Consider the following 13,682-nt stretch of genomic DNA (forward strand, 5'->3'; position numbering starts at 1 on the left):
GGGCCGTTCGGGGTGGGGATGTCGACGTCCTCGACGGGCACGTCGAGCTCGCCGGGGGTCAGGTAGAACCAGCCGCCCCAGCGACCGCGACGGGCGGCGGTGGGGTCGCCGGCGTCGATCGCGATGATGCGGCGCGTGACGGTGGTGTCGGTCGTGCCGAGGACCTCGCCGACGCGCATGTGGCCGGTGCCGCCGCCGAACCAGAGCGAGTAGCGGCCCTGCAGCTCGGTGTCGGCGGTGCGCTCGATCGTGACGGTCTTCCGGACGGGGTCGACGGCGTGGATCGGGACGCGTTCGTTGCGCTTGCGGTCGGGGGTGACGACGGCGCGGGCGACGGCGGCGACGAAGCCACCGATGACGGCCGTCCCCACCGCGGCAGCTGCCAGACCGGCGCCGAGTGCGATGAACCCGGCCGATCGAGCGGTCTCCTGGACGACGTCCTCGGCGGGTCGCGCGGATCGGGACATGGCCCGGAGCCTAGTCTGCATGTGTGTCCGAAACCCGAGAGCCCGACGCCTTCGCGCGGCTCCGCGCGTTCGTGTCCGGCGGCAGCGGCCGTGCCGAGACCACCGTCACCGAGATCCCCTCGCCGACCCGGATCGCACCGTTCTCGATCGCCCTGGCGGCGGACGTGTCCGGCACCGCGCACGGCGTCGAGTCGGACCTGGGCACCGGACGGTTCATCGCCCTGTACGACCCGGAAGAACCCGAGGGCTGGGGCGGCGCGTTCCGTGTCGTCTCGTTCGCGCAGGCGCCGCTCGAGCCGGAGATCGGGGTCGACGAGTTCGTCGCCGACGTCACCTGGAGTTGGCTCGTCGACGCGCTCGAGTCGCACGGTGCGACGTACGACCACGCCTCGGGCACGGCCACCAAGATCATCTCGCGCGGGTACGGTGACCTCGCCGCACAGGGCGACGGCGCCCAGCTGGAACTCCGCGCGTCGTGGACACCACGCGGCGACGACCTCACCGCACACGTCTGGGCCTGGCAGGACATCGTCGCCATGCTCGCCGGTCTGCCGCCCGCATCGGACGGCGTGACCCTGCTGGCCCCGAGGAGGCTCGCCAAGTGACCGACCCCGCTCCCCAGGACGCCGCTGGATCGACCGGCCCGGCTGCGTCCGCAGCCACGGCTGCCGGCTCGACTGCTCCGGCTGCCGCTGCCGGCCCGACTGCTGCCGCCGCCGGCCCCGCCTTCGAGGCATCGCACGACGCCGTCAAGGTCATCGACACGCGCGAGGACTACCTCGCGGCGGTCGCCGCCATCGCCGCCGGCCACGGCCCAGTGGCGGTCGACGCCGAGCGCGCCAGCGGCTACCGCTACTCGCAGCGCGCCTACCTGATCCAGGTGTTCCGCCGCGGTGCCGGTGCGTTCCTGTTCGACCCGATCCCGATCGGCGACTTCTCGGAGCTGCAGGCCGCCATCGTCGACGAGGAGTGGCTGTTCCACGCCGCCTCGCAGGACCTGCCGTGCCTGCAGGAGGTCGGCCTCGTCCCGACGCGGATCTTCGACACCGAGCTCGGCGCCCGGATCGCCGGGTTCCCCCGCGTCGGCCTCGGCGCCGTCGTCGAGCAGCTGCTCGGCATCACCCTGGCCAAGGCGCACTCGGCCGCCGACTGGTCGACCCGTCCCCTGCCGCAGTCGTGGCTCGTCTACGCGTCGCTCGACGTCGAGCTGCTGCCCGACCTCCGCGACGCCCTCGCCGAGAAGCTCGACGAGGCCGGCAAGACCCGGATCGCCCAGGAGGAGTTCGACGCGGTCCTGCACCGTGCGCCGAAGCCCGCCCGTGCCGAGCCCTGGCGTCGCCTGTCCGGCATGCACGCGCTCCGTGGTGCGCGAGCACTGGCGATCGCCCGGTCGCTCTGGCTCGCCCGTGACGAGTACGCCCGACAGGCGGACATCGCCCCCGGGCGCACGATCCCCGACTCGGCGATCGTCGCCGCCGCGGCCGCTGCACCCGAGTCCCGCGCCGAACTCGGTGCGCTGAAGACCTTCACGGGCCGCGCCAGCCGTTCCGAGCTCGACCGCTGGTGGGCCGCCGTCGAGGAAGGCCGCACCACCGAGGACCTCCCCCGTCTCCGCGGTGCCGGCGAGGCGACGCTGCCCCCGCCCCGCGCCTGGGCGGACCGCAACCCGGCCGCCGACCGCCGGTACAAGGCCGCGCGTGCCGCGGTCACGAAGCGTGCCGAGGAGCTCGACATCCCGCTCGAGAACCTGCTCACGCCGGAGACGCTCCGGCTCGTGTCGTGGGCCCCGCCGTCGCCGGTGTCGACCGAACTGGTCGGCGCAGCCCTCGCCGAGCACGACGCCCGCCCGTGGCAGGTCGAAGAACTCGCGTCGATCATCGCCTCGGCCTTTGTGGCTGCTGCACAGCGGCCCGCGGCGACGGACGACGACGAGTCGTAGGAACTGCCCAACCGGCATGCGGCCGCCCAGGCTGGGGGCATAGCGTCGGGAGGGTCGCCGGGCGAGGCCCGGCCAGGCCGGAGCGACCTGCGTTCCGGCCCGATCGATGAGGATCTGGGAGGCCCGGATTGCCAAAGGCATCAGACGTCGTGTTCGTGGATGGCGTTCGCACACCGTTCGGACGAGCCGGCGAGAAGGGGGTGTTCTGGAAGACCCGGTCCGACGACCTCGCGGTGCACGCGATGCGCGGACTGCTCGACCGGAACGCCTTCGACACCGCAGCCGTGGACGACGTCGCCGTCGCGGCGACCACGCAGCAGGGTGACCAGGGGCTGACGCTCGGCCGCACCGTGGGCATGCTCGCGGGTCTGCCGAAGTCGGTGCCCGGCTACGCGATCGACCGCATGTGCGCCGGTGCCATGACGAGCGTCACGACGCTCGCGGGTGCCATCGCCTTCGGCGCCGCCGACATCGCGATCGCCGGTGGTGTCGAGCACATGGGCCGGCACCCGATGGGCTTCAACGCCGACCCGAACCCGCGCTTCGTCGCGGAGCGCATGGTCTCGAGCGACGCCCTCGTCATGGGCGCCACCGCCGAGCGCCTGCACGACCGCTTCCCCGCGATCACGAAGGACCGCACGGACGCCTACGCGGTCCAGTCCCAGCAGCGCTACGCCGCCGCCTGGGCGAACGGCAAGCTCCAGCCGGACGTGATCCCGGTCGAGGTCAACAAGGGCGACGGCTGGGACGTCGTCAGCACCGACGAGCCGCCGCGGCCGGGGACCACCCTGGAGGCGCTGGCCGCGTTGAAGACGCCGTTCCGGCCCCACGGACGGGTCACCGCCGGCAACGCCGCCGGTCTGAACGACGGTGCCACCATGAGCCTGCTCGCGTCCGAGGACGGCGCGAAGCAGCACGGACTGTCGACGAAGATGCGCATGGTCTCGTTCGCCTTCGCCGGCGTCGAACCAGAGGTCATGGGCGTCGGCCCGGTCCCCGCGACCGACAAGGCCCTGTCGAAGGCCGGCCTGTCGATCGACGACATCGGCCTGTTCGAGATCAACGAGGCGTTCGCCGTCCAGGTGCTCGCGTTCCTCGACAACTACGGCATCGCCCAGGACTCCCCGAACGTGAACGCCTGGGGCGGCGCGATCGCCGTCGGCCACCCGCTCGCGTCGAGTGGTGTCCGGCTGATGAACCAGCTCGCCGCACAGTTCGCCGAGCGACCGGACGTCAAGTACGGCATCACCACGATGTGCATCGGGCTCGGCCAGGGCGGCACCGTCATCTGGGAGAACCCGAACCACAGCAAGTCGGCCGAGCGTTCGGCTCGGAAGGGGGCGTGACCATGACCATCGTCGACAACGACCGACTGGCCGAACTCAGCGAGGACGAGGTCGTCACGCACTCGTTCGTCAAGCACGTCACGATGCCCTCTGGTGGCACGCTGGCGCTCATCACGCTCGACAACGGCAAGGACTACAAGCGGCCGAACACCCTCGGGCCCCGCACGCTCCGTGAGCTGTCCGGCGTGCTCGACACCCTGAAGACCGAGGCCGCCGCCGGCACGATCCAGGGCGTCGCCATCACCGGCAAGGAGTACTGCTTCGCCGCCGGTGCCGACCTGTCCCAGGCAGCGGCGGTCCCGTCGCGTGAGGCCGCCCACGACCTGGCCGCCCTCGGGCACGCCACGCTCCGCAAGTTCGCCGACCTGGGGGTGCCGTCGTTCGCGTTCGTGAACACCCTGGCGCTCGGCGGTGGGCTCGAGATCGCCCTGCACTGCACCTACCGGGCGTTCTCGTCCGCGGCGCAGGGCATCGGCCTGCCCGAGGTGTTCCTCGGCATCATCCCCGGCTGGGGCGGCGCGACACTGCTCCCCCGCCTGATCGGCCCGGAGCGCGCGCTCCGCGTCATCGTCGAGAACCCGCTCAAGAACAACCGCCTGATGGACGGTCCGGCCGCGGTCGAGATCGGCATCGGCGACGTGCTCGTCCCGTCCGTCACGTTCCTGCCCTCGGCCGTGGCGTGGGCGGACGGCGTCATCACCGGAACGACCAAGGTGGTTCGGAAGAACGAACCGGGCATGCTCGAGAAGGCCGCCTGGGGCACCGTCGTCAAGGTCGCCCGCGGACAGGTCGCGTCGAAGATCGGCACCGTGCCGAAGTCGCCGTTCCGAGCGCTCGACCTCGTCGCCGCCGCCAAGTCGGGCTCGCTCGACGAACGGTTCGCCGACGAGGACGAGGCCCTCGCCGACCTCATCTCGGGCGACCAGTTCGCCGCGTCGATGTACGCCTTCGACCTCGTGCAGAAGCGTGCGAAGAAGCCCGTCGGCGCTCCCGAGGGCGTCGAACCGAAGAAGATCACGAAGGTCGGCGTCCTCGGCGCCGGGCTGATGGCGTCGCAGTTCGCGCTGCTGTTCGCCCGACGTCTGGGCGTCCCCGTCGTCATCACCGACGTCGACCAGTCCCGTGTGGACGCCGGCGTCGAGCGGATCCGCGGCGAGGTCGCGAAGCTGCTCGACAAGGGCCGGATCTCCCCCGACGACGCGAACCGCATCACCGCACTCGTCAGCGGCTCGGTGTCCTACGACGCCTTCGCCGACGCCGACTGGGTGATCGAGGCCGTCTTCGAGGAGATGACCGTCAAGCAGGAGGTCCTCCGGAAGATCGAGCAGGTCATCGCACCGGACGCCATCCTCGCCACGAACACGTCGTCGCTCTCCGTCGACGAGATGGCGTCGGTGCTCACCAACCCGGAGCGGCTCGTCGGCTTCCACTTCTTCAACCCGGTCGCGGTCATGCCGCTGCTCGAGGTGGTGCGCGCGGCGAAGACCTCGGACGAGGCCCTCGTCACCGCCCTCGCCGTCGCGAAGACCCTGAAGAAGACCGCGATCATCACCGCGGACCAGCCGGGCTTCGTCGTCAACCGGGTGCTCGCCCGGGTGCTCGGCGAGGCGATGCGCGGCGTCGAAGAGGGCACCTCGTTCGACACCGTCGCCCAGGGTGCCGCACCGCTCGGCCTGCCGATGTCACCGTTCGAGCTGCTCGAGCTCGTCGGGCTGCCGGTCGGCGCGCACGTGCTCGACTCGCACCACGCGGCCTGGCCGGAGCGCTTCTACCCCGGTGACGGGCTGAAGAAGATCGCCGAGCACGGGACGATCCTGACCCGCGACAAGAAGGGCAACGCGACCGGGTACGACCCCGCCGCCGTGAAGCTCGTGGCGCCCTCCAAGAAGGACGCGAAGCCGGTCGACGCCGCCGAGATGCAGCGCCGGTTCGAGGACGCCCTGGCCGACGAGCTGCACCGCATGCTCGAGGACCGGGTCGTCGAGCACGTCGAGGAGATCGACCTCGGGCTCATCCTCGGTGCCGGCTACCCGTTCCAGGCCGGTGGGATCAGCCCGTACCTCGACCGCTCCGGTGCGTCCGAGCGCGTCTTCGGCGGCACGTTCCACGAGCCCCGGATCGTCGGCCCCGCTTCCCGCTAGGGCCCAGCACGCAAAACACCGGTGTTCGCGCACCGAACACCCGCAAACCGCGGCGTGGAGCGCGAACACCGGTATTTTGCTGACCAGACCCGAACCAGCCGGCCGCGGCCGAGCCGTCAGCGGTCGGAGGCCGCGGCCGAGCGGTCAGCGGTCGGACGCCGCCGACTCGCGCGAGCGCGCGGGCTTCGCCTGCGGCAACTTCGTCCCGACGACCTGGTCGATGACGTCGCGGGCGATGGCCTGCGCCGTCAGCCCCGCGTCGGCGAGGATCTGCGACCGGGTCGCGTGGTCGATGAACGCGTCGGGCAGCCCGAGCTCGTTCACCCCGGTGTCGACCCCGGCGGCACGGAGGTCCTGCCGCAGCCGGGTCCCGACGCCGCCGACCCGCACGCCGTCCTCGATCGTGATGACGAGCCGGTGTGAGCGCGACAGCTCGATCAGCGACGCCGGGATCGGCACCACCCAGCGCGGGTCCACGACGGTGACGCCGATGCCCTGCGCCTCGAGCAGGGCCGCGGCCTCGAGTGCCACCGGCACCATCGACCCGACGGCGACGAAGAGCACGTCCTCGACGTCGTCCGCGGCGGCGTGCAGGACGTCCACACCATCGGGGAGACGACGGACCGCGGGGATGTCCGGCCCGACCTGCCCCTTCGACCACCGCAGCACGGTGGGGGCGTCGTCGACGGCGATCGCCTCGCGGAACTCCTCGCGCAGGGTCGCAGCATCGCGGGGCGCGGCGATCCGGATCCCCGGCACGACCTGCAGCAGCGCGAGGTCCCACATGCCGTGGTGCGAGGGGCCGTCCGGGCCGGTGATCCCGGCACGGTCGAGCACGAACGTCACGCCGGCCTTGTGCAGGGCGACGTCCATCAGCACCTGGTCGAACGCGCGGTTCAGGAACGTCGCGTAGAGCGCCACCACGGGGTGGAGTCCCCCGTAGGCCAGACCCGCGGCGGTCGTCACGGCGTGCTGCTCGGCGATGCCGACGTCGTACACCCGGTCGGGGTGCTGCTCCTGGAACAGGTGCAGCCCGGTCGGCCGGAGCATCGCCGCCGTGATCGCGACGATCCGGGGATCCGCGGCGCCGGCATCGGCCAAGGACGACGCGAACACCGAGGTCCACGACGGGCCCGATGCGGCGTCGAGCGACTCCCCCGTCTCCGGGTCGATGTGCCCGACGGCGTGGAACTGGTCGGCCTGGTCGCGCAGGGCGGGCTCGAAGCCGTGGCCCTTCTCGGTGATCGCGTGCACGATCACGGGAGCGCCGTACTCCTTCGCCTGCCGGAGTGCTGCCTCCATCGCCTGCTGGTCGTGCCCGTTCACCGGGCCGATGTACTTGATGTCGAGGTTCGAGTACAGCGCCTCGTTGTTCGTCAGCCGCGACAGGAAGCCGTGCAGGCCCCCGCGCATGCCTCGGTACACCGCACGACCCGGGGCGCCGAACCGCGCCGCCACGGCCTGCGTGCCCTCGTACAGGGCCCGGTACTCGCGGCGGGTGCGCACGGAGCTCAGGAACCGCGCCATTCCACCGATCGTCGGGGCGTAGGAGCGGCCGTTGTCGTTGACGACGATGACCAGGCGCCGGTCGTTGTCGTCGGAGATGTTGTTCAGCGCCTCCCACGTCATCCCGCCGGTGAGGGCGCCGTCCCCCACCACCGCGACGACGGTGCGGTCGGTCTGCCCGGTCTGCCCGAACGCCCGGGAGATGCCGTCGGCCCACGACAGCGACGACGACGCGTGCGAGGACTCGACGATGTCGTGCTCGGACTCGCTCCGCTGCGGGTAGCCGGCGATGCCGCCGCGTTCGCGCAGCTTCGAGAAGTCCTGGCGCCCGGTGACGAGCTTGTGCACGTACGACTGGTGCCCGGTGTCGAAGACGAACGGGTCGTTCGGCGAGTCGAACACGCGGTGCATCGCGAGCGTCAGCTCCACGACGCCCAGGTTCGGCCCGAGGTGCCCACCGGTCTTCGCGACCTCGGCGACCAGGAAGCGCCGGATCTCGGCGGCGAGGTCGGTCATCTGCGCGTCGGAGAGACGCTTCAGGTCGCGCGGCGACGTGATGCTGGCGAGCAGGCTCACGGGCGCTCCTTTCGTGGGGCTGTCGGCCCACTCTATGCGCGGAACCGGCAGACGGACTGGAGGCCCGTGGCGGGTTCGCCACGGGCCTCCAGTCCGTCCTGTGGTCGCGTCAGCGACCCGTGCGCACGTCGCTCCTGTCGTTCAACGGACTCAGACGAGCGAGCGGAGCACGTACTGCAGGATGCCGCCGTTGCGGTAGTAGTCGGCCTCGCCGGGGGTGTCGATGCGGACGACCGCGTCGAACTCGATCGGCTGCTTGCCGGCCGGCGAGTGCTCGCTCGGCGTCGCGGTGACGTGCACCGTCTTCGGGGTGCGGCCCTCGTTCAGCTCGGTCAGCCCGGAGATCGAGACGACCTCGGTGCCGTCGAGCCCGAGGGACTCGACCGTCTCGCCCGCCGGGAACTGCAGCGGGACGACGCCCATGCCGATGAGGTTCGAGCGGTGGATCCGCTCGAAGCTCTCGGTGATGACCGCACGGACACCGAGCAGGTTCGTGCCCTTGGCCGCCCAGTCGCGGGACGAGCCGGAGCCGTACTCCTTGCCACCGAAGATGACGAGCGGGATGCCCTGCTCCTGGTAGTGCTGCGAGGCGTCGTAGATGAACGACTGCGCACCGTCCGGCGTCGTGAAGTCACGGGTGTAGCCGCCCTCCACGCCGTCGAGCAGCTGGTTGCGCAGACGGATGTTCGCGAACGTGCCGCGGATCATGACCTCGTGGTTGCCGCGACGCGAGCCGTAGGAGTTGAAGTCCTTGCGGTCGACGCCGTGCTCGGCGAGGTACTGGCCGGCGGGGCTGTCGGCCTTGATCGAACCGGCCGGCGAGATGTGGTCGGTCGTGACCGAGTCGCCGAGCTTCGCGAGCACCCGGGCGCCGGAGATGTCCGACACCGCATCGGGCTGCATCGTCATGCCCTCGAAGTACGGGGGCTTCCGGACGTAGGTCGACTCCTGGTCCCACTCGAAGGTGTCGCCGGTCGGGGTCGGCAGGTTCTTCCAGCGGTCGTCGCCCTCGAACACGGAGCCGTACTCGTGGGTGAACATCTCGGTGTCGATCGACTCGTCGATGACCTGCTGCACCTCGGCCGCGTCGGGCCAGATGTCGGTCAGGTAGACGTCGTTGCCGTCCTGGTCGGTGCCGAGGGCGTCCTTGTCGAAGTCGAAGTGCATCGACCCGGCGAGGGCGTAGGCGATGACCAGCGGCGGGGACGCCAGGTAGTTCATCTTGACGTCGGGGTTGATCCGGCCCTCGAAGTTGCGGTTGCCCGAGAGCACCGCGGTGACGGCGAGGTCGTTGTCCTGCACGGCTTGCGAGATCTCCTCGGGCAGCGGGCCCGAGTTGCCGATGCAGGTCGTGCAGCCGTAGCCGACCGTGTAGAAGCCGAGCTGCTCGAGGTAGGTGGTGAGACCGGCCTTCTCGTAGTAGTCGGTGACGACCTTCGACCCGGGCGCGAGGGTGGTCTTCACCCAGGGCTTCGCGGTGAGGCCCTTCTTCGCGGCGTTCCGGGCGAGGATGCCGGCGGCCATCATGACCGACGGGTTCGACGTGTTCGTGCACGAGGTGATCGCAGCGATCGCGACGGCACCGTGGTCGATCGTGAACGGGTCGGCCCCGTCCATCGCGACCTTCGTCGGCGCCGAGGCGGTCGACGGTGCGCTCGACACGTGCACGTGCTCGTGCAGCGCCGTGTCCTCGTTGGTGGAACCGGCGGCGATCGGGTCGGAGGCCGGGAACGTCTCCTCGACCGCGTCGTCGAGGTCGGTCTGCTCGGACGGCGTCGTGTAGTTGTTCAGGTCGAGCTCGAACTGGCTCTTCGCGTTCGTCAGCTCGATGCGGTCCTGCGGACGCTTCGGGCCCGAGATGGAGGGAACGACCGTGGAGAGGTCGAGCTCCATGTACTCGGAGTAGTTCGGCTCGACCGAGGCGTCGTGCCACAGGCCCTGGGCCTTGGAGTACGCCTCGACCAGGGCGATCTGTGCCTCGTCGCGACCGGTCAGCCGCAGGTAGTCCAGCGTGACGTCGTCGACCGGGAAGATCGCCGCCGTCGAACCGAACTCGGGCGACATGTTGCCGATCGTGGCGCGGTTGGCGAGCGGGACGGCACCGACGCCCTCGCCGTAGAACTCGACGAACTTGCCGACCACGCCGTGCTTGCGGAGCTCCTGCGTGATGGTGAGCACCACGTCGGTCGCGGTCACGCCGGCCGGGATCTCACCGGAGAGCTTGAAGCCGACGACCTTCGGGATGAGCATCGACACGGGCTGTCCGAGCATCGCGGCCTCGGCCTCGATGCCACCGACGCCCCAGCCGAGCACGCCGAGGCCGTTCACCATCGTGGTGTGCGAGTCGGTGCCGACCAGGGTGTCCGGGTACGCGTAGGTCTCGCCGTCGAAGTCACGCGTGTAGGTGACCTTCGCCAGGTACTCGATGTTCACCTGGTGGACGATGCCGGTGCCCGGCGGGACGACCTTGAAGTCCTCGAACGCGGTCTGGCCCCAGCGGAGGAACTGGTAGCGCTCACCGTTCCGCTCGTACTCCAGGTCCGTGTTGCGCTGCAGGGCGTCCGTGCTGCCGAACAGGTCGGCGATGACGGAGTGGTCGATGACCATCTCGGCCGGGGACAGCGGGTTGATCTTGTTCGGGTCGCCGCCGATTTCCGCCATGGCCTCGCGCATGGTGGCGAGGTCGACGATGCACGGCACACCCGTGAAGTCCTGCATGACGACGCGTGCCGGCGAGAACTGGATCTCGGTGTCGGGTTCCGCGTCGGGCCGCCAGGAGCCGAGCGCCCGGATCTGTCCCTCGGTGACGTTCTTGCCGTCCTCGGTGCGGAGGAGGTTCTCGAGCAGCACCTTCAGGCTGTAGGGCAACTTCTCGTGCCCGGGAACCGAGTCGATCCGGTGGATCGCGTAGTCGACACCCCCAACCGACAGTGTGTCCTTCGAGCCGAAGCTATTGACTGCAGCCACCGTGCCGCCTCCCTACTGATCGGTTTGCCCTCATCCTCGCGGGCCGTGGACCGTCCCACCAGCAAGGCAAACCTAATCCCGAGGACGCGTGCGCGCCCTGCGAGAACTATCTTGATGTCGAGAGAACTCTACACCGGGGTGACGTCGTCGCGTCGGACGAACACGGTGCGGACCAGCAGCCAGGTCACCCAGAGCACCGCCGCGTACAGCGGCACGCCGAGGATGAGCTTCAGCCCGGCGAGCAGTTCGACCTGCGCCGTCAGGTACAGCGGGACCTCCACCGCGAGCCGGACCGCGAACAGCCCGACCCAGATCCAGGTGGCGACCGTCAGCACGCGGCGCTTGACGGGGTCGGCGCGCCAGTCGACGTGCGAGCCGTCCTCGTTCGCGGGCAGCAGGAACCCGACGACGAGCCCGATGAGCGGCCAGCGGATCGCCAGCGTGATCAGCAGCCCGACGAGCCAGACCGCGTTGATGACGATCCCGGGGATGAAGTTGCTCTCCGCGCGGCCGGTGATGAGCGCCAGGCCGGCAGAGACGGCGACGCCGAGGATGCCCGCGAACGACATCGTCACCGACTGCCGCTGCAGCAGCCGGAGCACCACGAAGACCAGCCCGACGGCCACCGGGATCACGACGCTCGGCACGAGCTCCTTCGTGATCGCGTAGACGACCAGGAACGCGAACCCGGGCAACACCGACTCGGCGAGCCCGCGCACTCCGCCGACCGCGCCGAGCAGCGCCCGGCCGGACGGTGCCTCACCGGGTGCCACGCGGGCGATGCCCGCGTTCTGCACGGCGTCGCGGAACTGCGCGGAGAAGGACGGCGCCACCGACGGCTCGGCCGCCGGCGCCACCGATGACTCAGCAGCCGGTGCAGCGGGGTCGGAGCCAGCCGTCTCGGGTCGTGGGGTGTCGTCGTGGTCCGGCACCGTGCCTCCAGGCGGGGTTGGTCGTCAGTCGGTCAGATCGCGGTCTGCGTCGACTTGGGCATGTGCAGCGGGATGAGGTCGCGCGGCGGCATCGGCGTCGTGCCGCGCACGACGACGACGCTGCGGAACAGCTCCTCGATCTCGCTCGCGTCGTCGGGCTGCTCGGCGGCCTTGCCGGCGATCACGCCGCGCAGGAACCAGCGCGGGCCGTCGACGCCGACGAAGCGGGCCGGCCGGGACCCGGCGGTGCCACCGTCGCCGTCCACGGCGACCGGGACGGACGCGCGGAGCTCGGGGCCGAACGGACCGTCGACCTCGGTCACGACACCGCCCTGGCGCTCGATCTGCTCGGCGATCTGGGCGCGGATCTCGTGCCAGAGGCCGGTGGACCGGGGCGCAGCGAACGGCTGGACCTGCAGCGTGGACTCGTCGTAGTCGAGCCCGACCGCGACGACGCGCTGCGAGCCCTCCTCGACCTCGAGGCGCAGGTGCAGGCCCTCGCGCGGGAGCACCTTCACCCCGCCCAGGTCGACGTAGGGGCGGACCAGGTTCGCCTCGGTCTCGTCGTGGGGGCCGTTCTCGGCCCGGTCCTCCGGAGCGGACTTGTCCGTCGGGGCGACCGCGTCGACCTCGTCGAGGTCCGCGTCGGCATCCGTCGCGATGTCGACCTCGGGGGACGTGTCCGCGACCTCGATGTCGTCGGCGACGGCGTCCGCCACCTCGACCTCGTCCCGCTTGCGTCGGCCGAACTTCATGCGCGCGTTCCTTCCTGAGCGTCTGCGGCGGCACCGGTCACGGCGTCGCTCCGGTCACCGTAGCCCGACGAGCCGAACCCGCCCTGTCCGCGGACGCTGTCCGGCAGGTCGTCGACCCGGGTGTAGGTCACCCGCGGGACCGGCATCACGATCAACTGGGCGATGCGGTCGCCGACGTGCACCTCGTACGGTTCCGTCTGGTCGGTGTTGAGCAGGGCGACCTTGATCTCCCCGCGGTAGCCGGAGTCGACGGTGCCGGGGCTGTTCACGATCGTGATGCCGTGCTTCGCCGCCAGGCCGCTCCGCGGGACCACGAACGCGGCGTACCCCTCGGGCAGCGCGATGCGCAGCCCCGTGGCGGCCAGGTGTCGCTCCCCCGGCTGCAGCACGAAGGCCTCGGTGGAGACGAGATCGGCACCCGCGTCGCCGGGGTGGGCGTGGCCGGGAGCGTGCTCCCCGGTCCAGAGGACGTCGACTGGTTCGGTCACGTGACGAGGGTAGTGCAGCCGTGACCGTTCCGTGACCTCGCTCGCTCGTGATCGAATGGACCCGTGACCCTGTACCGCGAACGACTCTGGGCCCCGCCCGCCCTCTACCTGGCGACGGCGCTCGTCATCCCCGCCACCCTGCTCGTCTTCCTCCCCATCAGCGTCCTGGCCGGCGTCCTCGTGGCGATCGGGATGGAGCTCGGGGTCCTCGTCCTCCTGTGGGCACTCGCACCCACCATCGAGGTCACCGACACCGAGTTCCGCGCGGGCAAGGCACACCTCCCCCGCACGCTCGTCGGCACGACCGAGGCGTTCGAGGGCGCAGCGGCCACCGAGCAGCGCGGGCCGGCACTCGACGCCCGCGCCTGGACCCTCTTCCGCGGCTACGTCCGCGGGGTCGTCAAGGTCGAGGTGCGCGACGACGCGGACCCGACGCCCTACTGGCTGGTCAGCGTCCGGCACCCGGGCAAGGTCGTCGAGGCGCTGCGGTCCTGACGGACCACGGTCCACGGGCCACGGCCTGGAGGCGCGGCTCGGCCCCGCCTCGCAGCACACGACGAAGGCC

The 13,682-nt window shown here is 70.9% G+C and carries 10 protein-coding genes and 1 pseudogene; 5 read left to right on the forward strand and 6 right to left on the reverse strand.

Going from position 1 to position 13,682, the window contains the following annotated elements; translation table 11 throughout:
- Positions 1–467: pseudogene (locus tag DEJ21_RS09990) on the reverse strand (hypothetical protein); the annotation flags it as partial.
- A 23-nt stretch (positions 468–490) separates the two neighbouring features.
- Here DEJ21_RS09990 and DEJ21_RS09995 point away from each other — a divergent pair.
- The 4 genes from DEJ21_RS09995 to DEJ21_RS10010 all read left to right on the forward strand — a co-directional run bounded on the left by DEJ21_RS09995 (position 491) and on the right by DEJ21_RS10010 (position 5,893).
- The gene (locus DEJ21_RS09995; RefSeq protein WP_181435844.1) at positions 491–1,072 is read left to right on the forward strand and encodes a DUF3000 domain-containing protein; all 582 of its coding nucleotides are present in this window, start codon (positions 491–493) and stop codon (positions 1,070–1,072) included.
- A complete protein-coding gene (locus DEJ21_RS10000; RefSeq protein ID WP_375342396.1) occupies positions 1,069–2,406 on the forward strand; it encodes an HRDC domain-containing protein in 1,338 nt (445 codons plus the stop codon). Before DEJ21_RS09995 ends, DEJ21_RS10000 begins: the two co-directional genes overlap by 4 nt.
- A 128-nt stretch (positions 2,407–2,534) precedes the next feature.
- Complete coding sequence (locus tag DEJ21_RS10005) at positions 2,535–3,752, forward strand: thiolase family protein (protein WP_027465475.1); 1,218 nt, start codon at positions 2,535–2,537, stop codon at positions 3,750–3,752.
- Between the two features lie 2 nt (positions 3,753–3,754).
- Entirely contained in the window at positions 3,755–5,893 is a 2,139-nt protein-coding gene (locus DEJ21_RS10010) for a 3-hydroxyacyl-CoA dehydrogenase NAD-binding domain-containing protein (RefSeq protein WP_111093910.1), read from the forward strand.
- Positions 5,894–6,037: 144 nt separating this feature from the next.
- On the opposite strand, the gene dxs is transcribed toward DEJ21_RS10010, so the two are convergent.
- The 5 genes from dxs to dut form a co-directional block, all read right to left on the reverse strand.
- Positions 6,038–7,975 carry a 1-deoxy-D-xylulose-5-phosphate synthase gene (gene dxs / locus DEJ21_RS10015; protein WP_111224481.1) on the reverse strand — a complete coding sequence of 646 codons (1,938 nt, stop codon included), beginning with the start codon at positions 7,973–7,975 and terminating at the stop codon, positions 6,038–6,040.
- 150 nt (positions 7,976–8,125) lie between these two features.
- Positions 8,126–10,942, reverse strand: coding sequence for an aconitate hydratase AcnA (acnA, locus tag DEJ21_RS10020; protein WP_111224482.1), 2,817 nt, complete (start codon positions 10,940–10,942; stop codon positions 8,126–8,128).
- A 128-nt stretch (positions 10,943–11,070) separates the two neighbouring features.
- The gene (locus DEJ21_RS10025) at positions 11,071–11,874 is read right to left on the reverse strand and encodes a DUF3159 domain-containing protein (RefSeq protein WP_111224483.1); all 804 of its coding nucleotides are present in this window, start codon (positions 11,872–11,874) and stop codon (positions 11,071–11,073) included.
- Positions 11,875–11,906: 32 nt separating this feature from the next.
- The gene (locus DEJ21_RS10030; protein WP_027465470.1) at positions 11,907–12,629 is read right to left on the reverse strand and encodes a DUF3710 domain-containing protein; all 723 of its coding nucleotides are present in this window, start codon (positions 12,627–12,629) and stop codon (positions 11,907–11,909) included.
- Positions 12,626–13,117, reverse strand: coding sequence for a dUTP diphosphatase (dut, locus tag DEJ21_RS10035; RefSeq protein ID WP_111224484.1), 492 nt, complete (start codon positions 13,115–13,117; stop codon positions 12,626–12,628). Before dut ends, DEJ21_RS10030 begins: the two co-directional genes overlap by 4 nt.
- 63 nt (positions 13,118–13,180) lie before the next feature.
- Here dut and DEJ21_RS10040 point away from each other — a divergent pair, with 63 nt between their 5' ends.
- Positions 13,181–13,612 (forward strand): DUF3093 domain-containing protein, encoded by a 432-nt coding sequence (locus DEJ21_RS10040; protein WP_110859581.1) that lies wholly within the window; start codon positions 13,181–13,183, stop codon positions 13,610–13,612.
- The last annotated feature ends 70 nt before the right edge of the window (positions 13,613–13,682 follow it).

This window comes from Curtobacterium sp. MCSS17_006 (genome assembly GCF_003234215.1).
Classification (GTDB): domain Bacteria; phylum Actinomycetota; class Actinomycetes; order Actinomycetales; family Microbacteriaceae; genus Curtobacterium; species Curtobacterium flaccumfaciens.

Coding starts and splice junctions, on each gene's coding strand:
- DEJ21_RS10010 (WP_111093910.1), top strand. CDS start 3,755: ATGACCATCGTCGACAACGACCGACTGGCCGAACTCAGCGAGGACGAG.
- DEJ21_RS10030 (WP_027465470.1), bottom strand. CDS start 12,629: ATGAAGTTCGGCCGACGCAAGCGGGACGAGGTCGAGGTGGCGGACGCC.